This is a genomic window from Caulobacter sp. 05L422, assembly GCF_056397765.1.
In genome coordinates this window covers 1-25,680 of record NZ_JBFTOB010000024.1, presented here as the reverse complement: position 1 = coordinate 25,680, position 25,680 = coordinate 1, and the positions used below count along the sequence as shown (strand labels likewise).

Sequence of the window (25,680 nt, the reverse complement as noted above, 5' to 3'; positions counted from 1 at the left end):
CCAAATCGTGCTGAGCGCTGTCGCGCTCGCGCCCTCTTGGGGACCATCCTGCATGACCTTCACTCGCTCGCTGCTCGCCTGCGCCGCCGCCTGCGCGCTTCTGTCCGCCGCGCCGGTGTTCACCTCCAGCGCCTTCGCCGGTGACAAGAGCGGGATAGACCAGACCAGCTTCGACAAGTCGGTCACCCCGGGCGGCGACTTCTGGGCCTACGCCAACGGCGAGTGGGTCAAGTCTCATCCGATCCCGGCCGACCGCAGCACCTACGGCAAGAGCGCGATCATGGTCGAGGAGGCCGCCAAGCGGACCGTCGACCTGATCCAGGAAGCCGCCAAGCAGGGCGGCGCGGGCAACGGCCAGAAGGTCGGCGACTACTACGCCAGCTACATGGACGAGGCGGCGATCGAAGCCAAGGGGATCACGCCCCTGAAGGCCGACCTGGCCCGCATCGCCGCGATCAAGGACAAGACGGCCCTGGCGGCGGTGCTGGGCGGCAATGTCCGCGCCGACGTCGACGCCCTGAACGCCACCGACTTCTACACCGACAACGTGCTGGGCCTGTGGGTCTCGCCGTCGTTCGACGACACCAGCAAGTACGCGCCGTTCCTGCTGCAGGGCGGCCTGGGCATGCCCGATCGCCAGTACTATGTCGGCGACAGCGCCGCGATGAAGGACGCCCGCGGCAAGTACGTGGCCCACATCGCCAAGATCCTGACCCTGGGCGGCGTCGCGGACGCCGACGCCAAGGCGGTCCGGATCATGGCCCTGGAGACCAAGATCGCCCAGGCCTCCGGCAGCCGCGCCGACAGCGCCGACGTCCAGAAAGCCAACAACAGCTGGACCCAGGCCGACTTCGCGGCCAAGGCCCCGGGCCTGGACTGGAAGACCTTCTTCACCGCCGCCGGCCTGGCCGACCAGCCGCGCTTCATCGTCTGGCACCCGACCATGGTCACGGGCCTGGGCCAGGTGACGGCCGACGAGGGTCTGGACACCTGGAAGGACTACCTGACCTTCCACCTGCTGGATCACTATTCGAACCTGCTGCCCAAGGCCTTCGTCGACGAGCGCTTCGCCTTCTACGGCGCGGGCCTGCAGGGCACGCCGCAACTGGCCGTCCGCTGGAAGCGCGGCGTCAACTCGACCAACGCCGTGCTCGGCGAGGCGGTTGGCCAGGCCTATGTCGACAAGTATTTCCCCGCCCAGTCCAAGGCCGAGGTCTCGGCCATGGTCGACACCATGAAGGCGGCCTTCGAAAAGCGCATCGACAGCCTCGACTGGATGGCCCCGGCGACCAAGGCCGAGGCCCACCGCAAGGTCGAGGTGCTGAAAGTCGGCGTCGGCTATCCCGACACCTGGCGCGACTATTCGGGCCTGACGATCGTGCGTGGCGACGCCCTGGGCAATCTCCAGCGCTCCGAGGCCTTCGACTACGCGACCGCCAAGGCCAAGCTGGGCAAGGCGGTGGATCGCGGCGAGTGGGTGATGACGCCCCAGACCGTCAACGCCGTGAACCTGCCGATGCTGAATGGCCTGAACTTCCCGGCCGCCATCCTCCAGGCCCCCAACTTCGACTCCAGCTATGACGCCGCCGCCAACTACGGGGCGATCGGGGCCACCATCGGCCACGAGATCAGCCACAGCTTCGACGACCAGGGCGCGCAGTTCGATAGCCAGGGCCGCCTGCGCAACTGGTGGACCCCCACCGACTTCGACCACTTCCAGAAGGCGGGCTCGGCCCTGGCGCTGCAGTTCGACGGCTACAAGCCGTTCCCCGACCTGGGCGTGAACGGTAAGCAGACCCTCAGCGAGAATATCGCCGACGTCGCCGGCCTGGCCGCGGCGCTGGACGCCTACCACGCCTCGCTGGGCGGCAAGCCGGCCCCGGTGATCGACGGCCTGACCGGCGACCAGCGGTTCTTCCTGGCCTACGCCCAGAGCTGGCTGAGCTATGCGCGGGACGCCTCGCTGCGCCAGGCGCTGATCACCGACGGCCACGCCCCGGCCCGCTACCGCGCCCTGACCGTGCGCAACGTAGACGCCTGGTACGACGCGTTCGGCATCAAGCCGGGCGACGCGCTGTACCTGCCGCCAGAAAAGCGCGTGAAGGTCTGGTAGGCAGGTCTTCCTCGTCCCGGGCCTCGCGCCCGGGACACCCCTTGCCCGAGAACCGCTGATGGCCGCCATCGAGGTCAATCCCGCCCACGTCCACGAATTCGTCGACGCCGACGCGTTCCATGACTGGCTGTCGCGCCATCACGACAAGCAGACCGAGGTCTGGATCAAGATCCACAAGGTCGACTCGGGCTTGGCCTCGATCACCGCCAAGCAGGCGATCGACGTGGTGCTGTGCTGGGGCTGGATCGACGCGGTGCGCAAGGGCTTCGACGACAAGAGCTTCCTGCAGCGCTACACGCCGCGCGGCAGGAAGAGCATCTGGAGCCAGATCAACGTCGACAACGTCGCCCGCCTGATCGCCGAGAAACGGATGACCCAGCACGGCCTGCGCGAGGTCGATGCGGCCAAGGCCGACGGGCGCTGGGACAAGGCCTATGGCAGCGGCAAGGGCATGAAGATCCCCGACGACCTACAGGCGGCGATCGACGCCAGCCCCAAGGCCAAGGCGATGCTGGCCAAGCTGACCGAACAGAACCGCTTCGCCCTGGCCTTCCGCACCCACAACATGAAGACCGAGGCCGGGCGGAAGAAGAAGATCGAGATCTTCGTGGCCATGCTGGAGCGCGGCGAGACGGTCCATCCGCAAAAGAACAAGTAGGAGAGGGCGGTCTGGACGCCGTCCCGCTGGACTTCTCCGAACGGACACGGCATAAGCGCCCCCTCGCGAAAGCCGGGACTCTACCGATGCGGCGTTGTGTAACGCCGCCTAAGACCCTATTTTGCGATAACTACGGCTCTTAGCCCGAGGAATTCATGGCCCGCGTCACCGTCGAAGATTGCGTCGAGAAGGTTCCCAACCGCTTCGCTCTGGTCCTGCTGTCCGCCCATCGGGCGCGCGGCATCTCGGCCGGCGCCTCGCTGCTCGTCGATCGCGACAACGACAAGAACCCCGTCGTCGCCCTGCGCGAGATCGCCGACGACGTGGTCGATCACGAGGGCCTCAAGGAACAGCTGATCACCACGCTGCAACGCGTCGATGAGCACACCGAAGCCGAGGAAGAGGCCGAAACCCTCGCCCTGCTGGCCGATCCCACCCACATGCAGATGAGCGAACTCGAACTGGTTCGCGCCCTGCAGAGCGACCGCGACGGCGGTCAGGAGGAGCGGTACTGAGCCCCGACGGCGCAGACCCTCTCATTCTCGAAGCGGCGCCCGCCGCCGCTCTTTCCGAACGCGCGCCCGATGCAGAATCGGGCGCGTCTTCGTCTGTGCTTCCGGCCAACGATCCCGCGCCGGCTCCGGCCCCCGCCGCCGCCGCGAAACCTCGCCAGAAGTTCCTCCGCCAGTACGAGCTGATCGAGCGCGTCCACGCCTACGATCCGACGGCGGACGAAGCCCTGCTGAACCGCGCCTACGTCTACGCCATGCGCATGCACGGCTCGCAGACCCGGGCCAGCGGCGATCCCTACTACGCCCACCCGATCGAGGTGGCCGGCATCCTGACCGAATACCGGCTGGACACCGCGACCATCGTCACGGCCCTGCTGCACGACGTGATCGAGGACACCCCGGTCACCAAGGAGGAGATCTCCAAGCTGTTCGGCGAGGAGATCGCCGAGCTGGTCGAGGGCGTCACCAAGCTGTCCAAGCTTGAGCTCCAGGCCGAGCACGCCCGCCAGGCCGAGAACCTGCGCAAGTTCATCCTGGCCATCTCCAAGGACGTCCGCGTCCTGCTGGTCAAGCTGGCCGACCGTCTGCACAACATGCGGACGCTGCATTTCATCAAGAGCCAGGCCAAGCGCGAGCGCATCGCCCGCGAGACGCGCGACATCTACGCGCCCCTGGCCCGCAACATCGGTTGTCACCGCATCTGCACGGAGCTGGAGGAGCTCAGCTTCGAGCACACCAATCCGGTGGCCCGCACCGCGATCATCCGCCGGCTCGACACCCTGCGCGCCGAGCAGGGCGGGGCGGTGGCCCTGGTCAGCCAGGAGATCTCGGCCCGCCTCGAGAACTCCGGCCTGCCGGCCCGGGTCTTCGGCCGCGAGAAGTCGCCCTATTCGATCTGGCGCAAGCTGCAGCGCAAGTCGATCGGCTTCTCGCAGATGTCCGACATCTACGCCTTCCGGGTGATCGTCGACAGCGAGGAGGACTGCTACCGGGCCCTCGGCGTCGTGCATCGCGCCTGGTCCAGCGTGCCCGACCGCTTCAAGGACTTCATCTCGACCCCCAAGCGCAACAACTACCGCTCGCTGCACACCACGGTGGTGGGGCCGCGCGGCATGCGCATCGAGATGCAGATCCGCACCGAGGCCATGGACCGGGTCAACGAGGACGGCGTGGCCGCCCACTTCCGCTACAAGGACGCCTCGTACGGCCTGGACCTGGAAGGCATGGAGGCGGCCGGCGGCCGCGATCCGCTGGCCAACCTGCGCCAGCTGGTCCAGGTGCTGGAGCACGGCGGCGACGCCGAGGAACTGGTCGAGCACGCCAAGCTCGAGATGTTCCTGGACCAGGTGTTCGTGTTCACCCCCAAGGGCAAGCTGGTCAGCCTGCCGCGGGGCGCGATGCCGCTGGACTTCGCCTATGCGGTCCACACCAGCGTCGGCGACACCTGCATCGGCGTGAAGATCAACGGCGAGCTCAAGCCGCTGCGCACCCTGCTCAACAACGGCGACGTGGTCGAGGTGGTCCGGGGCTCCAAGCCCGTGGTGCCGCCGGACTGGCGCTCGCTGACGGTGACCGGCCGCGCGCGCTCGGCCATCCGCCGCCACATCCGCCAGACCGAGAAGGAAGAGTTCCTGCGCCTGGGCCGGGCCTCGGTGGAGCAGGTGTTCGAGCGGGCCGGCAAGAAGCTGAAGGACGTCTCGCTGCGGCCGATCCTGGAACGCTACGCCCTGGAGACCGAGGAGTCGCTGTTCGACGCCGTCGGCCGCGGCCGCGTCTCGCCAAGCCAGGTGCTGGAGACGGCCTTCCCGGGCATGAAAGACATCGACGTCGCCGTGGCCACGGCGCGGCGCAAGATCGAGGGCGGCACGGCCGCGCGGCTCTATGTGCGCGGCGGCGGCCTGACTCCTGGCGTGTCGCTGCACTTCGCCCACTGCTGCAGCCCGGTGCCGGGCGACCGCATCGTCGGCATCCTGCGCGAGGACGGGGCCAAAAACGAAGATGGGGGACTGGACGTCCACACCATCGACTGCCCCAAGCTGGCTGAATACGAGGACCGCGAGGACCTCTGGCGCGACCTGAACTGGACGCCCGAGGCCGAGCGCGAGACCGTCTCGCTGGCCCGCCTGCACGCCACCATCGGCAACGCGCCGGGCGTGCTGGGCCAGGTCTGCACGATCATCGGCGAGGCCGGCGGCAACATCGTCAACCTGCGCATGCACCACCGGCAGAGCGACTTCTTCGACGTCGACATCGACGTGGAAGTCCGCGACGCCAAGCACCTGACCAACATCTCGGCGGCGCTGCGCACCTGCCCGACGGTCGAGACCGTGGACCGGACGCGGGGCTAGGCGCCGGCCATCTATCCCGCCTCGACAGCCTCGCCCACCGCCGCCTGGCGCAGGATGTGCGACAGCTCCTCGACGGAGTAGGGCTTGTGCAGCAGCGGGAAGCCGTGGTGGGCGTCGGTGGCCAGCACGTGGCTGTAGCCGCTGGTCAGCACCACCTGCACGCCGGGCCACCGCCCGTTGATGATGCGGGCCAGCTCGACGCCGCCGATCCCTGGCATGACCACGTCGCTGAACACGATGTCGAACGGCGTCGTGGTCTCGAGCCGCGCCAGGGCCTCGACCGCGTTGGTCGCCAGCTCGGTGCGGTAGCCCAGGTCCTGCAGCAGCTGGGTGGCGAATTCGCCGATCGCCGCGTTGTCCTCGACGACCAGGACGCGCCCTTCGTGGCGGGTGCGGGCGGGCGCGGGGGAAAGCTTGACCTGGGTCTCGATCCGCCGCGTCCGGGGCAGGTAGAGGGTGAAGGTCGATCCGTGGCCCAGCCGGCTTTCCACCGCCACGTCGCCGCCGGACTGCTTGGCGAACCCGTAGACCTGGCTGAGACCGAGACCCGTGCCGCGACCGACCTCCTTGGTCGTGAAGAACGGCTCGAAGATCCGCGCCAGATCGTCCTGCGAAATGCCGCCGCCGTCGTCGGCCACGGCGACGGTGACGAAGTCGCCCTGGCTGGCGGCGTGGCCGCGAATGGCCGGGATCGCGTCGGCCGCGCCGATGCGGACCGTCAGCGCGCCTTCGCCGCCCATGGCGTCGCGCGCGTTGACGGCCAGATTGATCAGGGCCGTCTCGAACTGGTTGATGTCGGACTCGACGAAGCAGTCCTCGCACGCGGTCGAGACGTCCAGCCAGATGCGGGCGCCCAGGATCGAGCGCAGCATGTCGCCCAGGGTCTCGACCTTGGTGGCGACGTTGAAATGCTCGGGCTTCAGGGCCTGGCGCCGCGAGAAGGCCAGAAGCTGGCTGGTCAGCTTGGCGGCGCGGTCGGCCGTGTCGGAAATGGCGTCGATATAGCGGCGCCGCCGGTCGGCCGGCAGGTCGCGGGTGCGCAACAGGTCGGCCGACGAGCGGATGACCGTCAGCAGGTTGTTGAAGTCATGGGCCACGCCGCCGGTCAGCTGGCCGATGGCCTCCATCTTCTGGGCCTGGCGCAGAGCCTCTTCGGCCTGTTTCAGGGCTTCCGCCTGCTGCTTTTCCTCGGTGATGTCGCGCCCGTAGCCGTAGACCAGGCCGTCCTCGAAGGCGGTGTTCCACGAGATCCAGCGCGCGCCGCCCTCCAGCGTCCGGTAGCGGTTCTCGAAGCCGGTGACCTGGGGGCCGTGGAAAACCTCGTCGAGCGCGCGATCGGTGGCGGCCGCGTCTTCGGGCACGACGAAATCCGCGATCCGACGGCCGATCACGTCATCGAGACGATGGCCCAGGATCCGGGTCCAGGCCGGGCTCACCGATTGGAAGACGCCGGCGTCGTCGACCACCACCATCAGATCGCGGGCGTTGGTCCAGATCCGGTCCGACCGGCGGCGTTCCTCCTCCACGCTGCGGGCCTGGGCGAAGGCGCCGGCCGCCCGGTCGGCGACCAGGGTCGCCAGGTCAAGCAATCCCTCGTCGTCGCGTCGATGCGGATTGAGGCCCAGCACCAGGATCGCCGCCGGATCGCCGTGCAGCCCAGGAATGGGAATGACCAGGCCCTCTGTCGGCGGGATCGCCCAGGCCCCGGTCGGATAGGTTCCTCGCGGCAGGGCGTGCTTGCGAAGCCCGGCTCGCGCGGCCTCCAGCGGCCAGGACCGCTGCAGAAGCTCGCGGCCTTCCTCGGTCGCCGAACAGCCCACCCGCCCGCCGAGGGGGTCGCTGACATAGGCCAGCGAGAAGGGGAAGTCCTCGGTGTTGGCCGCCAGGGCGTCGCACACGCCCTGCAGCACGGCGTCCTGGGTCACGGCGCCGATCAGGCACTCGCCCAGCCGGCGCACCGTCTCCAGCCGCCGCTCGCTGATGACCCGCTCGGTCTCCTCGGTGACCACGCACATCAGGCCCTTGATATCGCCCTGATCGCGCAGCGGGCTATAGGAGAAGGTGTGGTAGGTCTCCTCGGGATAGCCGTTGCGTTCCAGCAGCAGCAGCAGGGCCTTGTTCCAGGTCGGACGGCCCTCCAGCATGACCGACCGGAACAGCGGCTCGACGTCGTCATAGATCTCGGGCCAGACCTCGCGGACCGGGCGGCCCAGGGCCGTCGCGTTCTTGATCCCCAGCGTGGGAACGTAGGCGTCGTTGTAGAAGAAGCAGAGATCCTGGCCCCAGCCGAGCCACATCTCGAAGCGCGAGGTCAGCATCATGGCCAGCGGCGTCGTCAGACCGGTAGGCCAGGTCTCGGGCGGCCCCAGCGGCGTCGCGGCCCAGTCGGTCTCCCGCATGCGACGCGCCATGTCGCTGTCGCCCGGGAACACCTGGGCGAGCGTCGGGCTCATGTCGAGCGGCATGGGGTTCACGAGGCTTCCAGCGGGACCGGGATACGAACAGCTGAGCTAGAACGCGGTCTGCCGGAAAAGGCTCCGTGGTTAAGCTCTCACGGCCGCGTGCAGGGTCTTGAGGGTCTTGAGCAGCCCCGCAGCGTCGGTGAGCGGCAGGCAGCTTGGGCCGTCGCACAGGGCCTTGTCGGGTTCGGGGTGGAACTCCAGGAACACCCCGTCCGCGCCGGCGGCGACAGCGGCCTTGGCGATGATCGGCACGCCCTCGCGGCGGCCGCCCGTCGAGCCGCCGGCCGTGCGCGGGTCGGCGCCCGGCAACTGGACGGCGTGGGTGGCGTCGATGGTCACCGGCACGCCCAGGCTCTGCATCTGCTGGATGCCCAGCATGTCGACCACCAGGTTGTTGTAGCCGAACGAGGAGCCGCGCTCGCACAGCACGATCTGCAGGTCGGGGGCGGCTTCGCGGGCCTTGTGGACGATGTTCTTGCAGTCCCAGGGGGCGATGAACTGGGCCTTCTTGACGTGCAGCCAGCCGCCGGCGGCGGCCGTGGCGCGCGAGGCGGCGACGATCAGGTCGGTCTGGCGGCACAGGAAGGCGGGGATCTGCACCAGGTCGGCGACAGCGGCCACCGGCTCGGCCTGGTCGACCTCGTGGATGTCGGTGGCGATCGGCACGTCCAGCTTGGCCTTGATCTCGGCCAGCATGGCCAGGCCGTCCTTCAGGCCCGGACCGCGATAGCTGGTGATCGACGAGCGGTTGGCCTTGTCGAAGCTGGCCTTGAACACGTAGGGCAGGCCCAGCTCGGCGGTGATCGCCTTCAGCTCGCGCCCGACCTCCAGGGCCAGGTCGAGGTTCTCCAGCACGTTCAGGCCGGCGATCACGGCCAGCGGCTGGCCGGCGCCCATCGACAGGTTCCAGCGCTTCAGGGTGACGACGGACATGGCGGATCTTCCTGGTTCGCCGGCGGCGGGCGCCGGGTGCAAATCAAGCGGCCAGCTTATGCCCTAAGCGTGGCGACCGCGTCGAGGGTGGCGGCGGTCAGCGGCGAGGGCAGGGCGTCCAGGGCGAACCAGCCCCAGTCGGCCAGGGCCTGCGGCTCCTGGATCGCCGGTTCGCCCACGCAGCCGTCGGCGCGATAGGTCACAGCCACCCAGTGGCTGTCTTCGGCGATCATGTCGGTGACGCACAGCACCGGGCCGGCGACGATGGTGATGCCCAGTTCCTCGAGAATCTCGCGCTCGGCGCAGGTCCGGCCGCTCTCGCCCCAGTCCAGCTTGCCGCCGGGCTGGCCCCAATAACCGGCCTCGGGCTGGCGCCGGCGCTGGACCAGCAGGATGCGGCCCTCGGCGTCGAGGACCGCCGCGCCGCAGCCTATGCGGGGGCGGAGGGGAAGGGATGATTCATCGGCCATGGACCCTTCACTACACCGGCTTGTGCGTCGCGCCAGTCCAGGGTCTCGGTGATCCTGGCGAAGGCGGCCGCGACGCGGTTCATGTCGGCGACCCGTTGATAGACGTTGGCGTGGACGGAATCGTCGGCGCGCAGGGCCAGCAGGTCGAGTTCGGCGGCCTTGTGGAGCAGGCTGGCCGAGGTGGAGATGGTGTAGTGGGTCATTTGGAGCCCCTTTGGGGTCGTCGTGTCCGGAAACGGACCGCTCTTCATCGGCGCTCGCGCACGCGCCCTTTCTGGACGGTGGCCGCCGCGACTCACGGACCTGGGTCCGGGACGGCTCGTGTCCGCCTTACTCACACGGGGACCAGGACATAGCGTGCGAGCTTGGCCGTTGTTCCCTTGTGGGGCGAAACGGGCGCGTCGCGGTTTGTAGACTCGCGCGGGTTCGCTATATCCAACCCTCATGACCAACGACGACGTCCTCGACGAATTCCGCGCCGCCGGCGCCCTGCGCGAAGGCCACTTCGTGCTGTCCTCCGGCCTGCACAGCCCCGTCTTCCTGCAGAAGAACCTGGTGTTCATGCGGCCCGAGCGCTGCGAGCGCTTGTGCAAGGCCTTGGCCGAAAAGATCATCGCCACCGTCGGCCAGCCCGACGTGGCGGTGTCGCCGGCCGTGGGCGGGATCATCCCGGGCTACGAAACCGCCCGTCACCTCAACGTCGCCTCGATCTATGTCGAGCGCGAGGGCGGCGGCTTCAAGTTCCGTCGCGGCTTCCACCTGGAGCTCGGCCAGAAGGTCGTGATGGTGGAAGACATCGTCACCACCGGCCTGTCGTCGCGCGAGTGCATCGCCGCGATCCAGGCGGCCGGCGGCGACGTGATCGCGGCGGCCTGCATCGTCGACCGCTCCGGCGGCAAGGTCGATGTCGGCGTGCCGCTGGTGTCGCTGTGCAGCCTGGAAGTCCCGGCCTATCCAGCCGACGCCCTGCCGCCCGAACTGGCCGCCATCCCGATCGAGGATCCGGGCAGCCGGCGTCTGAAGGGCTGACCGGCATGTTGCGGCTCGGCGTCAACATCGACCACGTGGCCACGATCCGCAACGCGCGCGGGTCCAGCTATCCAGAGCCGGTGCGGGCCGCCGAGCTGGCCCTGGCGGCCGGCGCCGACGGCATCACCGCCCACCTGCGCGAGGACCGCCGCCACATCAGCGACGCCGACATCGCCCTGCTGACCGACCTGTGCCTCAAGCGCGGCAAGCCGCTGAACTTCGAGATGGCGGTCACCGACGAGATGGTCGGCATCGCCCTGCAGGCCCGGCCGCACGCCGCCTGCCTGGTGCCCGAGCGCCGCGAGGAGGTCACCACCGAGGGCGGCCTGGACGTGGTGCGCGGCAGGGTCCGTATCGCCGAGGCTGTCGCTCGCCTGCGCACGGTCGGGGCGCGGGTCTCGCTGTTCATCGAGGCCGACCCCGCCCAGATCCAGGCCTCGGCCGACGCCGGCGCCCAGGTGGTCGAGCTGCACACCGGCGCCTATTGCGACGCCTTCCGCGAGGGCGACCACCATCGCGCCGCCGCGATCCTGGAGCGGCTGCGGGCCGGGGCCGAGCTGGCCGCCAACCTGGGCCTGGAAGTCCACGCCGGCCACGGCATCGACTACGCCACGGTCAAGCCGATCGCCGCCATCCCGCAGATCGCCGAGCTGAACATCGGCCACTTTCTGATCGGCGAGGCGATCTTCGTGGGGCTGCCCCAGGCCATGCAGCGGATGCGGGCCTTGATGGACGCCGCGCGCCTGGAGACAGTCTCGTGATCATCGGGATCGGCTCGGACCTGTGCGACATCCGCCGGATCGAGAAGTCCCTCGAACGCTTCGGCGACCGCTTCACCAACAAGGTCTTCACCGAGATCGAGCGCAAGCGGTCCGAGCGCAAGCCCGACCGCGCCTCCAGCTACGCCAAGCGCTTCGCCGCCAAGGAGGCCTGCTCCAAGGCCCTGGGCACGGGGCTGAAGGGCGGGGTGCACCTGGCGGGCATGGGCGTGGTCAACCTGCCGTCGGGCAAGCCGACCATGGCCCTGACCGGCGGCGCGGCCGAGCGCCTGGCGCGCATGGTTCCCGAGGGGATGGTCCCGGTGATCCACCTGTCCCTGACCGACGACCACCCCTACGCCCAGGCCTTCGTGATCATCGAGGCCCTGCCGGCGGCCTAGGCGTAGAGGCGGCCCCCGGTTTGCACCCTTGAGCCGAGAGCGCCTGAAACGGCGCCGTTCTGGGACGGGGGACAACATGGCCATCTGGAGCGATACCGAGACAAGACCGGCGCCCAAGGCGCGCCGCGCGCATCAGCTGATGCCCTGGCAGCAGAGGCCGTTCGCCTGGCTGCTGGTCGGCTGGGGCTTCTTCGCGCTGGTGTTGCTGGCGATCTTCGCCACAATTTAGGCCCGCATGTCGCGGTCAAGCTAGCGCGGGGGCGGGCATGATCAGGCGCCCCCCATGAAGGCGAGTTAACGGGCGCCACGCTTGCCCCCGTCGTAAACCCCGTCTAGCTAGGCGCGTCGGGTTCGCCCGCAGCCCATTCCGTCGAGAGCCCAACCGCGCATGACCGAAGCCGCCGACACCGAAACGCCCGACGACAAGGCCGGGGCGGTCAAGGAGTTCATCGAGATCGTCAAGACGGTCGCCTACGCCCTGGGCATCGCCCTGGTGCTGCGGGTGCTGCTGTTCCAGCCGTTCACGATCCCGTCGGCCTCGATGGAGCCCAATCTCTACCAGGGCGACTACATCATCGTTTCGAAGTACAGCTACGGCTGGTCCAAGCACTCGATCCCGTTCAGCCCGCCGCTGTTCAACGGCCGCATCCTGGGCCACGCGCCCAAGCGCGGCGACATCATCGTCTTCAAGCTGCCGCGCGACCCCAACGTCGACTACATCAAGCGCCTGATCGGCCTGCCCGGCGACAAGGTCCAGGTGCGCGGCGGCGTGGTCTACATCAACGGCAAGGCCTTGGACCGCCAGGAAATGCCCTCGGCCCTGGTCGACACCGGCTACGGCACCATCCGCGCCGGCCGCTTCGAAGAGACCAATCCCGAAGGCCGCAAGTATGCCACCCAGGACTACGGCCCCGACAGCGAGGCCGACAACACCGGCGTCTATGTGGTGCCGACCGGTTGCTACTTCTTCATGGGCGACAACCGCGACAACTCGCTGGACAGCCGCTTCGACCCGGGCATCTCGGCCTTCAAGACCGGTTCGGGCACCTGCAAGTGGGACTTCGCCAACGACCAGTACATCGGCATGCAGGAAGGCGTCGGCTTCGTGCCGGCCGAGAACCTGGTGGGCCGCGCCCAGCTGATCCTGCTGTCGTGGAACGCAGACGCCCACCTGTTCAAGCCGTGGACCTGGTTCCTGGACGCCCGTCCCAGCCGCTTCTTCCGCGTCCTAAAGTAATGGACCGGCGCGCCGTCGCCGTCGGCGACCTGGAGCGCCGGATCGGTCACACGTTCCAGGATCGCCAGCTGCTGGAGCTGGCCCTGACGCACGCCAGCGTCGGGGACGGGGCCAAGAAGGCCGGCGACAACGAGGTGCTGGAGTTCATCGGCGACCGCGTGCTGGGCCTGCTGGCCGCCGAGGCCCTGGCCGAGCGCTTCCCCAAGGCCAAGGAAGGCGAGCTGGCTCCACGCCTGAACGCCCTGGTCAGCCGCGAGACCTGCGCCCGGGTCTCCCGCGCCGCCAATGTCGGTCCCGCCCTGCGCCTGTCGGCCTCGTCCAGCAAGATCGGCGGCCGCGAGACCGACTCGATCCTGGCCGGCGCCGCCGAGGCGCTGATGGCGGCCCTCTATCGCGACGGCGGGCTGGAGACGGCGCGCCGGGTGTTCCTGGACCTCTGGGCCGACGAGTTCGAGCGCGCCAACCAGGGCAAGCCGCGCGATCCCAAGACCGCGCTGCAGGAATGGGCCCAAGGCGCCGGCAAGCCGCTGCCGACCTACGCCGTCAAGGACCGCAAGGGACCGGACCACGCGCCGGTGTTCACCGTGCAGGTGACGGTGGTGGGCCTGGACCCGGTGTTCGCCGAGGGGCGCTCGCGCCAGGAGGCCGAGAAGGCGGCGGCGAAGGCGCTGCTGGATCGGGAAGGGGCCGGGATCTAGGCGGCGAACACTTGCCCCCTACGGGTCGCTTCGCGACCGTCTTCCCCCACAGGGGGAAGAGGAGCCGCGGTCTTCATCCTCCGCCCCCTATGGGGGCGGACAGACCGCGAAGCGGTCAGGTGGGGGCAAGTTGGTCGCCCCCGAGCCCCATCGGTGCTACACGCACCCGCAATGACTGAAAACACCTCCCAAGAGCCCTCGGGCCAAAACACCCGCGCAGGCTTCGCCGCCATCATCGGCGCCCCGAACGCCGGCAAGTCCACCCTGGTCAACCGCATGGTCGGGGCCAAGGTCTCGATCGTCACCCAGAAGGTCCAGACGACGCGCTTCCCCGTGCGCGGCGTGGCCATGATCGGCCAGACCCAGATCGTGCTCGTCGACACCCCCGGCATCTTCACCCCGCGCCGTCGCCTGGACCGCGCCATGGTCCGCTCGGCCTGGAGCGGCGCCGAGGACAGCGAAGTCGTCGTCCACCTGGTCGACGTCCAGGCCGAGCTGGCCTCGCGCGAGCGTCGCGCCTCGGCCGGCGAGCACCGCTCGGTCCAGGACGTCCAGACCATCATCGAGGGCCTGAAGGCCGCCAATCGCCAGGTGATCCTGGCGCTGAACAAGATCGACGGCGTCAAGCGCGAGACCCTGCTGGCCGTCGCCCACGACCTGTACGAGACGGGCGTCTATTCGGAAGTCTTCATGATCAGCGCCGGCACCGGCGCGGGCGTCGACGACCTGACCGCCAAGCTGGCCTCGCTGATGCCGGAAGGCCCGTGGCTGTATCCGGAAGACCAGACCGCCGACCTGCCGGCCCGCCTGCTGGCCGCCGAGATCACCCGCGAGAAGATCTACCTGCGCGTCCACGAGGAGCTGCCCTACGCGGCCTCCGTCGAGACCACCGCCTTCGAGGAACGCCCCGACGGCAGCGCCCGCATCGAGCAGACCATCTATGTCGAACGCGACGGCCAGCGCGCCATCGTGCTGGGCAAGGGCGGCGAGGTGATCAAGTGGATCGGCAAGTCCTCGCGCGAGGAGCTGGAAGACATCCTGGACCGCAAGATCCACCTGTTCCTGCACGTGAAGGTCAAGGAGAACTGGGCCGAGGAACGCGGCCTGTTCAACGACATGGGCCTGGACTTCGACGTCTAGGACGAAATGATCGGCGCGGGGTCTGGCGATCCCGCGCCGAAACGCTACCTCTCCCTTCGGTGACGCGCCCGCTTCGTCATCGACCGCAGGGATCCGAGCCGGCATGACCAAGATCGAAACCGTCTTCGCTCCCGCCGCGCCGGCCGTCGACCTGGACGCCTATTTCGCCCGCATCGGCTATGACGGCCCGCGCGAGCCGACGCTCGACGTGCTGCGCGCCCTCCACCAGAAACATCCCGACGCCATCGCCTTCGAGAACGTCGACGTGCTGCTGGGCAAGGCCATCAGCCTGGATCCGGCCGACATCGACGCCAAGCTGATCACGGCCGGGCGCGGGGGCTACTGCTACGAGCAGAACGGCCTGTTCAAGCGCGTGCTGACGGCCCTGGGCTTCGAGGTCACGGGCCTGATGGCGCGGGTGCTGTGGATGGTCCCGGACGACGTTCCGCCGCGTCCGCGGTCGCACATGGTGCTGGGCGTGCGGGTTCCCGGCGACGACACCGTCTGGCTGGCCGACGTCGGCTTCGGCGGCTGCGTGCTGACCGCGCCGCTGCGCCTGTTCTCCGACGAGGTGCAGGCCACGCCCAACGGCGACTTCCGCATCCTGCCGATCAACGAGCTGGGCGGCGAGCGTCGCGTGCAGGCCAATCTCTCGGGCAAGTGGGCGGCGACCTATCAGGTGGCGATGGGCCCCTGGGCCGACCAGGACTACGAACAGGCCAATTTCTACACCTACGCCCATCCCAGCTCGCACTTCACCTGGAGCCTGACGGTGGGCCGCGTGACGCCCAACGCCCGCTACGCCCTGAAGAACAACCGCCTCACCCATCGGGCCGCCGACGGCGCCCTGGTCGAGCAGCGCGACCTGTCGGCCGACGAGCTGGAGACCACTTTGCGCGACGTGATCGGCCTGCCGGTCGAGCCGCAATGGCGGCCGCTGATCGAGAAGATCGTGGCCTGGGGAACGCCGGGCTAGGAACAGGCCTCGCACGGCGTGGCGATCGGAACCTTGCGCTCGCGCCGCGCGGCCAGGACCAGACCCACGCCCAAGGCGGCGGTCAGGGCCGCATAGGCCGAGGCGCTGACCGGTCCCAGGCCGTCCACCAACACGCCGCCGAACACCGCGCCCATGGCGATCGCCACCTGGAAGGTCGAGGTCAGCAGGCCTCCCGCGAGCTCGGCCTGGTCGGCGGCTTCCGAGGTGGCCCACGACTGGAAGCCGACGGGCAGCATGGCGAAGGCGAAGCCCCAGGCCGTCAGGGCCGCCGCCACGACCAGCGGCCAGGCGCCCAGGGTGACGACGGCGAGGGCCGAGACGGCGACCAGACTGGCCCCGCCCAGCACCGCCAGGCGAGGATCGCGCTCGGCCAGGAAGGCGCCGGCGAAGTTGCCGAAGAAGCCGGCGACGCCGAAGGCCAGCAGCACCAGCGAGATCGCCCCGACATCCAGGTGCGTGACCTGCTCCAGCACCGGCCGCACATAGGTGAAGCCCGCGAAGTGGCCGGAAATCACCAGCAGCACGCCGATCAGCGCCACCGCGACGCTGGGCCGGCGCGCCACCTCCAGCAGGCCGCGCAGGCGCGGCGGAGCCGTCGGGGCCAGGCGTGGCAGGGTCAGCGTCTGGGCCAGCAGCGCCAGTCCCCCGACCACGCCGGCGATCACGAAGGCCGCCCGCCAGCCCAGGGTGTCGCTGACATAGGCGCCGACCGGCGCGGCCGAGACCGTCGCCACCGACACGCCCGTGAAGACGATCGACATCGCCCTGGGGAGTGCTCGGGCCGGCACCAGGCGCATGGCCAGGGCCGCGGCCATCGACCAGAAGCCCCCCAGGCTGGCGCCCAGCAGGATGCGGGCGACCAGGAGGGTCGGCAGATTGGCGGCGAAGACCGTCAGCAGGTTCGAGGCGCAGAGCAGCGCCATCAGGCCCAGCATCACCAGCCGCCGGTCCAGGCGCCCGGTCAGCACCGGCGTCAGCGGCGCGGCGATCGCTCCGACCACGGCCGTGGCGGTGACCGCTTGCCCCGCCGCGCCGACGCTGACGCCGAGATCGGCCGCCAGGGGCGTCAGCACGCTGGCCGGGAGGAATTCGGAGGTCACCAGGGCGAAGACGCCTAAGGCCAGGGCCCCGATCGCGGTCCAGGCCGCCGGTGTCTCGGGTTCGCCGATCGGGCTCGAAGCATCCTGCGCGGGTCGGGCGATTGTCGAGCCATCCATGGGCGATCTCCGGCGACCCCGGTCGAGCGGGGTGAAGCTACATTGGGCCGCTGAGATAGGGCCGCGCCGAGCCGTCCGCCCGGGCGCCGCGAATCCAAATTTCCCCAGGGCGCACGCAGCATTTCTGGATGGCCAGGCGCACGGCCGCCCTCGCAGCAGCGAGCCTCATGTCCGGGTTCAGGGATTCCAATTCATGGAGCGTGGCCGCGCCCTAGACCCCCAGAGGCGGCCGGGACCAGCTCTGGTGGGGCAAGGGCTCGGGCGAGAAGTCGAACAGGCGCCGCCGCAGGCGCTCGGCCTGGTTCAGGTGCGTCTCGATGGCGTCGACGTCGGACTGGCGGGCGAACATCAGGTTGTCGCCGTCCGAGCGCCAAAGGCCGTCAGCCTTCCTGAACACCTCCAGGGCGGCCAGGGTCTCGGCATAGGTGCGGTCCCGCAGGTCGGCCTCGGCGCCGTGGCGGGCGATGGCGACCTTGGTGTCCTGGTCCAGCTGGGCCAGCACATAGTCGCGGACCAGGGGCGGCGGATTGGCGCGCTTCAACGCCGCGTCGATGTCGGCTCGAGTCTGTTTCCAGCGGGCGGCGTCCTCGGTCTCGAACTGGGCAACCGCGTCCAGGGTCCCGTTGAGGCGCGCGGTCAGGGCGCGGGCGTCGGCGGGCGAGCTGACGGTCACCGGCGAGATCACCAGGTGCCGGTCGGTGTCTTTCAGCCGGGGGTTCAGGACGGCGAGGGCGGCGGAGTCGCCGGCCCGGTCCTTGGCCGCGATTGCCGCCAGTTCGGTCTTCAGACCGGGCACGGTGGCCCAGGCCTCGCGCGCCTTGTGCAGGTCGATCTGATGCTCGACGTAGTGCACGCCGTACAGCACGACCGGCGACAGCAGCGAGGCGGCGAACACGCACGGCGCCAGGATGTTGAAATAGATCGGGCCCATGGTCGGGTCGCGCCAGCGGACGAAGCCGAAATAGAGCAGCGTCCACAGGAACAGGCTGATCAGCCCGCACGGCACCAGGCTGAACAGGAAGCGGGTGTTGATCAGGTTCGACAGGTCGAACCGCGTGCCGTCCACGCCCTGCAGGCCGATGCTGTAGGCGGTGGCCAGGCCCATGCCGATCAGCACGGTCACGACGAGAGCCGGCCAGGTGGTCGGCGGCTTATCCAGTTTGCGGCCGTAGACGCGCGACGCGATCAGCGACTCTTCGCTCACGATATGCACTCCCCGATTGTGCGAGTCCTTGGCTAGCGATCAACCCCAGCGCAGGCAATAGGCTTCGCGCATCCGGAGATGGCGCGGACTTTCGGCTCGGCGCCGGGATCGCGACGTCGTATGGAGAGTGCATGTTTTGTTCCGCGATCAAGACCGCCTGATGGAGTGGGAAGACGAGGCCTTCGTGCTGTCGGCGCGCGTCCATGGCGAGACCGGGGCGATCGTCGAGCTGTTGACCCAGGACCGGGGCAAGTTCGCCGCCCACGTGTCGGGCGCGGCCTCGCGGCGGATGAAGCCGTTCCTGCAGGCCGGGGCCAAGGTCATCGCCCGCTATCGCGCCCGGATGAGCGACCAACTGGGCGCGGCGACCCTGGAGCCGATGGGCGAGGGGCCTTCGTCGCTGTTCGACGAGCCGTTGGCGCTCTCGGGCCTGTCGGCCGCCGCCGCCGTCGCCGCCGGGGCCCTGCCGGAGCGCGAGGCCCATCCCGGCGCCTTCCACGCCCTGGAAGCCCTGATCGCCGCCTTGGCGATTCCCGAGATCTGGCCGGCGGTCTATGTGCGGTTCGAGGCCGGGTTGCTGCAGGACCTGGGTTTTGGCCTGGACCTGTCGAAATGCGCCGCCACCGGCTCGCTGGACGACCTGGTCTATGTCAGCCCCCGCACCGGTCGGGCGGTCAGCCGCGAGGCGGGCGCGCCGTATCACGACAAACTGCTGCCCCTGCCGCCCTTCATGCTGTCGGCCCAGGGCGGGCTGGCCGAGGGCGACGTGGGGGCGGGCCTGGACATCACCGGCCACTTCCTCGAGCAGTTCGTGTTCGGCCTGCTGAACCGCCCCTTGCCGCCGGCCCGGGTCTGGCTGCTGGACCGGTTGGGCGAGGCGGGGCGGCTTTAGCGACCAGGCCGGACGAACCGTCACAAAGCGTGGCTATCGGGACTCAAAGTCTGGAGTCCCGCCCATGTCCGTCGTCCTCGATCGCTACGCCCTGAACCGCCGCCGTCTGCTCAAGACCTTCGGCGCTTCGGCCGTCACCGCCCTGTCGATCCCGCTGGTCACGGGCCAGGCCTTCGCCCAGGCGGTGTTCACCCAGTATCCGTTCCAGCTGGGCGTGGCTTCGGGCGACCCGTGGCCGGACGGCTTCGTGATCTGGACCCGCCTGGCGCCCGAGCCGTTCGAGATCGGCTACGGCATGCCGACCGCGCCGGTCGCGGTCGACTGGGAAGTGGCCGCCGATCGCGGCTTCAAGACCGTGGTCGCCAAGGGGACCGCCGTGGCGACGCCCGAGCTGGGCCACAGCGTCCACGTCGAGGTCGCGGGCCTGGAGGCCGGCCGCGACTATTGGTACCGCTTCATGGCCGGCAAGGAGCGCAGCCTGACCGGCCGGGCCCGCACGGCGCCGGCGGCCGGCGCCGCCCTGGACCGCGCCCGCTTCGCCGTCGTCGGCTGCCAGCACTACGAGGCCGGCTACTACACCGCCTATCGCAAGATGGCCCAGGACGCGCCGGACTTCGTCTTCCACTACGGCGACTACATCTACGAAGGGCGGGGCAATCGGACCTCGAACGGCCCCGACGGCCCGCGCGAGAACGTCCGCCAGCACTTCGGCGGCGAAATCTACGCCCTGGACGACTACCGCCGCCGCTACGCCCAGTACAAGATGGACACCGACCTGCAGGCCGCCCACGCCGCCGCCCCGTGGTTCGTGGTCTGGGACGACCACGAGACCGACAACAACTGGGTCGGCGACCTGGACCAGGACGGCACCGATCCCAAGATCTTCAACCTGCGCCGCGAGGCCGCGGTCCAGGCCTATTACGAGAACATGCCGCTGCGGGCCTCGTCGTTCCCGGCCGGGACCTCGATCCAGATCTATCGCCGCGCCACCTGGGGCCGGCTGCTGGAGCTGAACCTGCTGGACACCCGCCAGTTCCGCACCGACCAGCCGTGCGGCGACAAGCAGGTGGTCTGCTCCACCCTCGACCGCCCCGACGCCGAGGTGATGGGCCTCCGCCAGGAGAAGTGGCTGGTCGACGGCCTGACCGCGTCCAAGGCCACCTGGAACGTCCTGGCCCAGCAGGTGATGATGATGGACCTGGACCGCGCGCCCGGTCCGGACGTGGTGGTCAATCCCGACAGCTGGGCCGGCTATCGCACGCCGCGCAACCGCCTGCTCAAGCAGCTCCGCGACCGCAGGATCGCCAACGCCGTCGTCCTGACCGGCGACGAGCACCAGAACTTCGCCGGCGAACTCTTCCTGGACGGCGCCCATCCGGACGCTCGGCCGATCGCCACCGAGTTCGTCACCACCTCGATCTCGTCGGGCGGCGACGGCGTGGACCAGACCCCGGCCTTCGCCGCGATCCAGGCCGCCAACCCGCAGCTGAAGTTCAACAACAGCCAGCGCGGCTACACGATCTGCGACGTGACCGACAAGCGCTGGATCACCGAGTTCAAGGTGCTGGACGCCATCACCCGCCGCGACGGCGTGCTGACCACGCGCAAGAAACTGGCGATCGAAGCCGGCGATCCGCGTCTCGTGGAGGCCTGAGTCCGCGAAGGGGGAACAAAAGGCGTTCAAGGGAGGATTTGCCGCGCGGGATTGGCTAATGTCGCCGTTCACGCGTAACGAATCTCCCAGATGAACAAACCAGTCCTTCCCCCTGGCGGTCCCGGCGACGGCGATCGCATTCTCGACGAGCCGCTGAGCGAGGCGCTTTCCAAGCGCTACCTGGCCTATGCGCTGTCGACGATCGGCTCGCGGGCGCTGCCCGACGTGCGCGACGGCCTCAAGCCGGTGCACCGCCGCGTGCTGCACGCGATGAACAACATGCGCCTCAACCCCGAAGGCGCCGCGCGCAAGTGCGCCAAGGTGGTCGGCGAGGTGATGGGTAACTTCCACCCGCACGGCGACCAGTCGATCTACGACGCCCTGGTCCGCCTGGCCCAGGACTTCGCCCAGCGGGTGCCGCTGGTCGACGGCCAGGGCAACTTCGGCAACATCGACGGCGATAACCCCGCCGCCATGCGCTACACCGAGTGCAAGATGACCGCCGCGGCCATGCTGCTGCTGGACGGCATCGACGAGGACGCGGTCGACTTCAAGCCGTCCTACGACGGCCAGGACGAGGAGCCGGTGGTCCTGCCGTCGGGCTTCCCCAACCTGCTGGCCAACGGCTCGTCGGGCATCGCCGTGGGCATGGCCACCTCGATCCCGCCGCACAATCCGGCCGAGCTGATCGACGCCTGCCTGCTGCTGCTGTCCAAGCCCGAGGCGACCACGGCCGAGATCCTGGAGCGCGTGCCGGGGCCGGACTTCCCGACCGGCGGCGTGATCGTCGAGTCCCGCGAGAGCCTGCTGGAGACCTACGAGACCGGTCGCGGCGGCGTGCGCACCCGCGCCAAGTGGGAGAAGGAAGACACCGGCCGCGGCACCTACCAGATCGTCGTCACCGAGATCCCGTACCAGGTGAAGAAGTCCGACCTGGTCGAGCAGCTGGCCGACCTGATCGACAGCAAGAAGGCCGCCCTGCTGGGCGACGTGCGCGACGAGAGCGCCGAGGACATCCGCCTGGTCCTCGAGCCCAAGTCCAAGAACGTCGAGCCCGAAGTGCTGATGGAGAGCCTGTTCAAGCTCTCGGCGCTGGAAAGCCGCTTCCCGGTCAACATCAACGTGCTGGACGCGCGCGGCACCCCCGGAGTGATGGGCATCAAGCAGTGCCTGATCGCCTTCCTGGCCCACCGCCGCGACGTGTTGACCCGCCGGGCCCGCCACCGCCTGGCCAAGATCGAAGCCCGCCTGCACATCCTGGACGGCCTGCTGATCGCCTACCTCAATCTGGACGAGGTGATCCGCATCGTCCGTTACGAGGACGAGCCCAAGCAGAAGCTGATGGCCGCTTTCGCGCTATCGGACATCCAGGCCGACGCCATCCTCAACACCCGCCTGCGCCAACTGGCCAAGCTGGAGGAGATGGAGATCCGCCGCGAGCACGCCGAACTGGTGGAAGAGCGCGACGGCATCATGGCCATGCTGGCCAGCGACAAGAAGCAGTGGGACCTGGTCGGCACGGGCCTGCGCCAGGTGCGCGCCACCCTGATCAAGATCAAGCACCCGCACGACAAGCCGCGCCCGACGGGCGTGATCGGCCGCTCGGTGTTCGAGGACGCCCCCGTGGTCGACGCCGAGGCCGCCCTGGAGGCGATGATCGTGCGCGAGCCGATCACCGTCATCCTGTCGGACCGCGGCTGGATCCGCGCCGCCAAGGGCAAGATCGACGACCCGTCCGAGCTGAAGTTCAAGGAAGGCGACAAGCTGGGCTTCCTGGCCGCCGCCGAGACCACCGACAAGCTGCTGCTGTTCACCAGCGACGGCCGGTTCTTCACGATCAGCTGCAACAACCTGCCGTCGGCGCGCGGTCACGGCGAGCCGGTGCGGATGATGATCGAGCTCGACGACAAGGTGAAGATCATCGACATGTTCCCGTTCAAGGCCGGGCGGAAACGCTTCCTGGCCTCGAAACAGGGCTACGGCTTCCTGATGCCGGAAGAAGAGGCCATCGCCAACCGCAAGGCGGGCAAGCAGGTGCTGACGGTCGACTCGGCCGGCGCGGCCTTCTGCCTGGAGGCGACGGGCGACCAGATCGCGGTGATCGGCGACAACGGCAAGATCCTGATCTTCCCGCTGGAGGAGCTGCCGGAAATGCCGCGCGGCAAGGGCGTCAAGCTGCAGGCCTACCGCGAGGGCGGTCTGCGCGACGCGATCTCGTTCAACACCGAGGGCGGCGCCTTCTGGATCGACACGGCCGGCCGTCGCCGCGACTGGGTCGAGTGGAAGGAATGGATCGGTCGTCGGGCCGGGGCCGGCAAGCTGTCGCCCAAGGGCTTCCCGACCTCCAAGCGGTTCCGGCCGAAATAGGGTGATCCAGGTCCGACTCCTGCTGCGCAAGACCGCGGGCGCCCTGGCGGCGCTGCTCGGCCTGACGGCGGCGGGCGCGGTCGCCGCCGCGCCCCCGTTGCCGGCCGCCAAGCCGGAGGCGGCGGGGTTCTCGGTCGAGCGGCTCAAGAAGCTGGACGACACGATGCAGACCCTGGTCGACCAGGGCCAGATCGCCGGCGGCGTCACCCTGCTGGGCCGGCACGGCCGCGTGGTGTCGCTGAGGAGCTTCGGCAAGCGCAGCCTGGAGACCGGCGAGGCCATGCCCGCCGACGCCATCTTCCGCATCCGCTCCGAGACCAAGGCGGTCACCGGGGTGGCGATGCTGATCCTCTACCAGGAGGGCCGGTGGCGGCTGGACGACCCGGTCACCGAATATCTGCCGGAACTGGCCGATCTGCGGGTGGCCTCGGGCGTCGACGCTGAAGGCCGGCCGATCCTGACCCCGCTAAGCCGCCCGCCGACCATGCGCGAGCTGATGACCCACACGGCCGGCTTCGCCTACGGCCTGGCCGACGATCCGGCCAGCCTGGCCGACCAGGCCTATTACCGGGCCGGGGTGCTGCAGTCCGACAGCCTGGACCATCTGGTGCGCAAGGTGGCCATGCTGCCGATGTACGCCCAGCCCGGCGTGATGTGGCGCTACAGCGTCGCCGCCGACCTGCAGGGCCTGATCGTCGAGCGCCTCTCGGGCAAGACCCTGCCGGTGTTCATGGAAGAGCGGATCTTCCGGCCCCTGGGCATGAACGACACCGCCTTCTGGGCGCCGCCCGAGAAGCTGCCGCGCCTGGCCGCGCTCTATGACGGCGATCCGGCCACCGGCAAGCTGATCCCGGCCGTCGAAGGGCCGTGGCGCGACGTGTCCAAGCCGCCGGCCGCGCCGTCGGGCGGGGGAGGGCTGCTGTCCACCGCCGGCGACTTCGCACGCTTCGCGCAGATGATCCTGAACGGCGGCCAGCTGGACGGGGTGCGGGTCCTGACGCCCGAGAGCGTGGCCCTGATGCGCTCGAACCACCTGCCGCCCAGTTTCCAGGTGACCACCAACGGCACGGCGGGCGTGCTGCGGCCCGACCAGAAGCCGTTCCCGTTCGGGGCGGGCATGGGTTACGGGCTGGACGTGGCCGTGGCGGTCGACCCGCACCTGTCCGGGGCCCCGGTGGGTCCTGGGACGATCAGCTGGGGCGGCAGCGCCGGCACCTGGTTCTGGATCGACCCGGCCAACGACCTGTTCTTCATCGGCATGATCCAGCGGCTGGGCGGCGTCGGCTCGGGCCTGGACGCCACCACCCGCACGGTGGTCTACCAGGCGCTTGAAAAGCCCCCGGTCAAGGAAGCGCGACTGAACTCTTCTGCGCGCTGATTTGAACGCCGAAAGATTACAAGTCGTTCACTCTATGAATACGGCGTCATGAAGCAGACGTAACGAGTATTCGCAGGACAATATGACCATTCTACCCCTCGAAGGCGACGCGGACGGCGTCCCGAGCACAGGGGAGAGCAGCATGGGCCGTTTCATCGCCAAGATTTCGACGGTCGCGGTTCTGGGCCTGGCGGCCCTGCCGGCCCTGGGCCTGACCCAGGCCGCCCAGGCGAGCCCCACCAAACCGCCGGCGCTGGCCACGATCCCGGTCGGCGACCTGGATCTCTCCCGACCCGACCACGCCCGCATCCTGAAGGCCCGCATCGAGACCACCAGCGCGGCGGTCTGCGGGGCCCGCATCCGAACCGAGCGGCTGGATCGCTTTTCGGCCCGGGCCTGCCGCATCGATATCCGGGACGAGGTCCACTCCAAGCTGTCGCCAGGCCAGGCCAGGGCCCTGCGCGCGGTCGGCGGCTGATCACGAGATCCTCCCTCCGGGGAGGTGGCGGGAGCGTCGGGCATGCCCTTGCCTGGCCGTTTCATCCCTCAGAGCGCTCACGGCGTCGCATGCTCCCAGCCCCAAAGGGAGGCGCCACGAGGCTCCCGCCGAGTCTGATGAAGGCCTGAGCGCCTCTTCGAACCCTCTCCCAGAGGGAGAGGGGGAGGGCGGGGGCCGCGCCGCAGGCGTGGGAGGGTGAGGGGTTACACCCTCACCGCAGTTCTCACTGACGCCCTGCCGGCACGCCGTCGGACGGTGAACCCTCTCACCCTCCCACCGCTTCGCGGCGGGCCCCTCCCTCTCTCCATGAGATAGGGGGCAAGGGGCGATTTACGCTCGGCGTTCGGCGAACAAACCCCCACGATTTCAACGCCCTGAACTTTCTCGACCCGATTTGGTCCTCCCCCTTCCCAACCGCCCGTATCCTGATCTCACCTCGTCGCAGGGAAAGGGCGCATGGCCAGCGACCGATGCGGCGGCGGGGGGCGATCGAGCGGGACTGGGCTGGAGGGGGTTACTTCAGCGYGTCCGGGGACTCCCATCGTTGGGGAGCCCGCCCGCCGTCGGCGTCGAACGGGGACAAAGCGCGTGTATTGCCCATTGGCCCGCGCCCTCGGCGGCYGGTTTCTCCCGAAAGGGATCGAGACCGGGTCCGGCTAAGCCTCAACAGGGCTGCCCACCGGATGCTGGCGGATAACGATGGCGCGGAGCGA

22 protein-coding genes and 2 pseudogenes are annotated in these 25,680 nt (G+C 69.3%); 17 read left to right on the top strand and 7 right to left on the bottom strand.

The window, feature by feature from the left end; all coding sequences use genetic code 11:
- Positions 1–52: 52 nt before the first annotated feature.
- The 4 genes from AC1DMQ_RS20860 (at position 53) to AC1DMQ_RS20845 (ending at position 5,631) form a co-directional block, all read left to right on the top strand.
- Positions 53–2,113, top strand: a complete 2,061-nt coding sequence (locus AC1DMQ_RS20860) for a M13 family metallopeptidase (RefSeq protein ID WP_477035469.1) — start codon at positions 53–55, stop codon at positions 2,111–2,113.
- Between the two features lie 58 nt (positions 2,114–2,171).
- Positions 2,172–2,771, top strand: a complete 600-nt coding sequence (locus tag AC1DMQ_RS20855; protein WP_477035468.1) for a YdeI/OmpD-associated family protein — start codon at positions 2,172–2,174, stop codon at positions 2,769–2,771.
- Positions 2,772–2,926: 155 nt separating this feature from the next.
- The gene (rpoZ, locus tag AC1DMQ_RS20850) at positions 2,927–3,286 is read left to right on the top strand and encodes a DNA-directed RNA polymerase subunit omega (protein WP_007671240.1); all 360 of its coding nucleotides are present in this window, start codon (positions 2,927–2,929) and stop codon (positions 3,284–3,286) included.
- 95 nt (positions 3,287–3,381) lie between these two features.
- A complete protein-coding gene (locus AC1DMQ_RS20845) occupies positions 3,382–5,631 on the top strand; it encodes a RelA/SpoT family protein (RefSeq protein ID WP_477035467.1) in 2,250 nt (749 codons plus the stop codon).
- Between the two features lie 11 nt (positions 5,632–5,642).
- On the opposite strand, the pseudogene AC1DMQ_RS20840 reads toward AC1DMQ_RS20845, so the two are convergent.
- The 5 genes and pseudogenes from AC1DMQ_RS20840 to AC1DMQ_RS20820 form a co-directional block, all read right to left on the bottom strand.
- Positions 5,643–6,686: pseudogene (locus AC1DMQ_RS20840) on the bottom strand (ATP-binding protein); the annotation flags it as partial.
- A gap of 120 nt (positions 6,687–6,806) precedes the next feature.
- Positions 6,807–7,928 (bottom strand): annotated as a pseudogene (locus AC1DMQ_RS20835) (PAS domain-containing protein); the annotation flags it as partial.
- Between the two features lie 246 nt (positions 7,929–8,174).
- Positions 8,175–9,026 (bottom strand): 3-deoxy-8-phosphooctulonate synthase, encoded by an 852-nt coding sequence (gene kdsA / locus AC1DMQ_RS20830; RefSeq protein WP_477035466.1) that lies wholly within the window; start codon positions 9,024–9,026, stop codon positions 8,175–8,177.
- 56 nt (positions 9,027–9,082) lie between these two features.
- On the bottom strand, positions 9,083–9,496 hold the full coding sequence (locus AC1DMQ_RS20825) for an NUDIX domain-containing protein (RefSeq protein ID WP_477035465.1): 414 nt from the start codon (positions 9,494–9,496) through the stop codon (positions 9,083–9,085).
- Positions 9,457–9,699 carry a hypothetical protein gene (locus AC1DMQ_RS20820; RefSeq protein ID WP_477035464.1) on the bottom strand — a complete coding sequence of 81 codons (243 nt, stop codon included), beginning with the start codon at positions 9,697–9,699 and terminating at the stop codon, positions 9,457–9,459. The genes AC1DMQ_RS20825 and AC1DMQ_RS20820 overlap by 40 nt, the downstream gene beginning before the upstream one ends.
- 241 nt (positions 9,700–9,940) lie before the next feature.
- On the opposite strand from AC1DMQ_RS20820, the gene pyrE reads away from it, so the two are divergent.
- From pyrE to AC1DMQ_RS20780, 8 genes are all read left to right on the top strand, one after another.
- Positions 9,941–10,525 carry an orotate phosphoribosyltransferase gene (gene pyrE, locus AC1DMQ_RS20815; RefSeq protein ID WP_477035463.1) on the top strand — a complete coding sequence of 195 codons (585 nt, stop codon included), beginning with the start codon at positions 9,941–9,943 and terminating at the stop codon, positions 10,523–10,525.
- Between the two features lie 5 nt (positions 10,526–10,530).
- Complete coding sequence (locus AC1DMQ_RS20810) at positions 10,531–11,286, top strand: pyridoxine 5'-phosphate synthase (RefSeq protein ID WP_477035462.1); 756 nt, start codon at positions 10,531–10,533, stop codon at positions 11,284–11,286.
- Positions 11,283–11,684 (top strand): holo-ACP synthase, encoded by a 402-nt coding sequence (gene acpS / locus AC1DMQ_RS20805; protein WP_477035461.1) that lies wholly within the window; start codon positions 11,283–11,285, stop codon positions 11,682–11,684. The genes AC1DMQ_RS20810 and acpS overlap by 4 nt, the downstream gene beginning before the upstream one ends.
- 76 nt (positions 11,685–11,760) lie before the next feature.
- Positions 11,761–11,913, top strand: coding sequence for a hypothetical protein (locus tag AC1DMQ_RS20800; RefSeq protein ID WP_477035460.1), 153 nt, complete (start codon positions 11,761–11,763; stop codon positions 11,911–11,913).
- A 159-nt stretch (positions 11,914–12,072) separates the two neighbouring features.
- Positions 12,073–12,921, top strand: coding sequence for a signal peptidase I (gene lepB / locus AC1DMQ_RS20795; protein WP_477035459.1), 849 nt, complete (start codon positions 12,073–12,075; stop codon positions 12,919–12,921).
- The gene (rnc, locus tag AC1DMQ_RS20790) at positions 12,921–13,619 is read left to right on the top strand and encodes a ribonuclease III (protein ID WP_477035458.1); all 699 of its coding nucleotides are present in this window, start codon (positions 12,921–12,923) and stop codon (positions 13,617–13,619) included. Before lepB ends, rnc begins: the two co-directional genes overlap by 1 nt.
- Positions 13,620–13,790: 171 nt before the next feature.
- A complete protein-coding gene (gene era, locus AC1DMQ_RS20785) occupies positions 13,791–14,759 on the top strand; it encodes a GTPase Era (protein WP_477035457.1) in 969 nt (322 codons plus the stop codon).
- A 103-nt stretch (positions 14,760–14,862) separates the two neighbouring features.
- Complete coding sequence (locus AC1DMQ_RS20780) at positions 14,863–15,735, top strand: arylamine N-acetyltransferase family protein (protein WP_477035456.1); 873 nt, start codon at positions 14,863–14,865, stop codon at positions 15,733–15,735.
- Here the strand turns inward: AC1DMQ_RS20780 and AC1DMQ_RS20775 are convergent.
- The gene (locus tag AC1DMQ_RS20775) at positions 15,732–16,973 is read right to left on the bottom strand and encodes an MFS transporter (RefSeq protein WP_477035455.1); all 1,242 of its coding nucleotides are present in this window, start codon (positions 16,971–16,973) and stop codon (positions 15,732–15,734) included. The genes AC1DMQ_RS20780 and AC1DMQ_RS20775 overlap by 4 nt on opposite strands.
- A 211-nt stretch (positions 16,974–17,184) precedes the next feature.
- Positions 17,185–18,177 (bottom strand): hypothetical protein, encoded by a 993-nt coding sequence (locus tag AC1DMQ_RS20770; RefSeq protein WP_477035454.1) that lies wholly within the window; start codon positions 18,175–18,177, stop codon positions 17,185–17,187.
- A 160-nt stretch (positions 18,178–18,337) separates the two neighbouring features.
- Between AC1DMQ_RS20770 and recO the strand changes: the two genes are divergently transcribed.
- From recO to AC1DMQ_RS20745, 5 genes are all read left to right on the top strand, one after another.
- Positions 18,338–19,069 (top strand): DNA repair protein RecO, encoded by a 732-nt coding sequence (gene recO, locus AC1DMQ_RS20765; protein WP_477035538.1) that lies wholly within the window; start codon positions 18,338–18,340, stop codon positions 19,067–19,069.
- 64 nt (positions 19,070–19,133) lie between these two features.
- Positions 19,134–20,723 carry an alkaline phosphatase D family protein gene (locus tag AC1DMQ_RS20760; protein WP_477035453.1) on the top strand — a complete coding sequence of 530 codons (1,590 nt, stop codon included), beginning with the start codon at positions 19,134–19,136 and terminating at the stop codon, positions 20,721–20,723.
- Between the two features lie 90 nt (positions 20,724–20,813).
- Complete coding sequence (gene parC, locus AC1DMQ_RS20755; RefSeq protein WP_477035452.1) at positions 20,814–23,090, top strand: DNA topoisomerase IV subunit A; 2,277 nt, start codon at positions 20,814–20,816, stop codon at positions 23,088–23,090.
- 4 nt (positions 23,091–23,094) lie between these two features.
- Positions 23,095–24,468 (top strand): serine hydrolase domain-containing protein, encoded by a 1,374-nt coding sequence (locus AC1DMQ_RS20750; protein WP_477035537.1) that lies wholly within the window; start codon positions 23,095–23,097, stop codon positions 24,466–24,468.
- A 142-nt stretch (positions 24,469–24,610) separates the two neighbouring features.
- Entirely contained in the window at positions 24,611–24,946 is a 336-nt protein-coding gene (locus AC1DMQ_RS20745) for a UrcA family protein (RefSeq protein WP_477035451.1), read from the top strand.
- Positions 24,947–25,680: the final 734 nt, after the last annotated feature.

What these genes read in the sequence shown, in the direction of transcription:
- AC1DMQ_RS20775 (WP_477035455.1), bottom strand. Translation starts at nt 16,973, where the DNA reads ATGGATGGCTCGACAATCGCCCGACCCGCGCAGGATGCTTCGAGCCCG.
- AC1DMQ_RS20800 (WP_477035460.1), top strand. Translation starts at nt 11,761, where the DNA reads ATGGCCATCTGGAGCGATACCGAGACAAGACCGGCGCCCAAGGCGCGC.
- AC1DMQ_RS20745 (WP_477035451.1), top strand. Translation starts at nt 24,611, where the DNA reads ATGGGCCGTTTCATCGCCAAGATTTCGACGGTCGCGGTTCTGGGCCTG.
- AC1DMQ_RS20780 (WP_477035456.1), top strand. Translation starts at nt 14,863, where the DNA reads ATGACCAAGATCGAAACCGTCTTCGCTCCCGCCGCGCCGGCCGTCGAC.
- pyrE (WP_477035463.1), top strand. Translation starts at nt 9,941, where the DNA reads ATGACCAACGACGACGTCCTCGACGAATTCCGCGCCGCCGGCGCCCTG.
- AC1DMQ_RS20820 (WP_477035464.1), bottom strand. Translation starts at nt 9,699, where the DNA reads ATGACCCACTACACCATCTCCACCTCGGCCAGCCTGCTCCACAAGGCC.
- AC1DMQ_RS20855 (WP_477035468.1), top strand. Translation starts at nt 2,172, where the DNA reads ATGGCCGCCATCGAGGTCAATCCCGCCCACGTCCACGAATTCGTCGAC.
- kdsA (WP_477035466.1), bottom strand. Translation starts at nt 9,026, where the DNA reads ATGTCCGTCGTCACCCTGAAGCGCTGGAACCTGTCGATGGGCGCCGGC.
- recO (WP_477035538.1), top strand. Translation starts at nt 18,338, where the DNA reads ATGGAGTGGGAAGACGAGGCCTTCGTGCTGTCGGCGCGCGTCCATGGC.
- era (WP_477035457.1), top strand. Translation starts at nt 13,791, where the DNA reads ATGACTGAAAACACCTCCCAAGAGCCCTCGGGCCAAAACACCCGCGCA.
- parC (WP_477035452.1), top strand. Translation starts at nt 20,814, where the DNA reads ATGAACAAACCAGTCCTTCCCCCTGGCGGTCCCGGCGACGGCGATCGC.
- AC1DMQ_RS20860 (WP_477035469.1), top strand. Translation starts at nt 53, where the DNA reads ATGACCTTCACTCGCTCGCTGCTCGCCTGCGCCGCCGCCTGCGCGCTT.
- AC1DMQ_RS20825 (WP_477035465.1), bottom strand. Translation starts at nt 9,496, where the DNA reads ATGGCCGATGAATCATCCCTTCCCCTCCGCCCCCGCATAGGCTGCGGC.
- AC1DMQ_RS20810 (WP_477035462.1), top strand. Translation starts at nt 10,531, where the DNA reads ATGTTGCGGCTCGGCGTCAACATCGACCACGTGGCCACGATCCGCAAC.
- rpoZ (WP_007671240.1), top strand. Translation starts at nt 2,927, where the DNA reads ATGGCCCGCGTCACCGTCGAAGATTGCGTCGAGAAGGTTCCCAACCGC.
- rnc (WP_477035458.1), top strand. Translation starts at nt 12,921, where the DNA reads ATGGACCGGCGCGCCGTCGCCGTCGGCGACCTGGAGCGCCGGATCGGT.
- lepB (WP_477035459.1), top strand. Translation starts at nt 12,073, where the DNA reads ATGACCGAAGCCGCCGACACCGAAACGCCCGACGACAAGGCCGGGGCG.
- AC1DMQ_RS20760 (WP_477035453.1), top strand. Translation starts at nt 19,134, where the DNA reads ATGTCCGTCGTCCTCGATCGCTACGCCCTGAACCGCCGCCGTCTGCTC.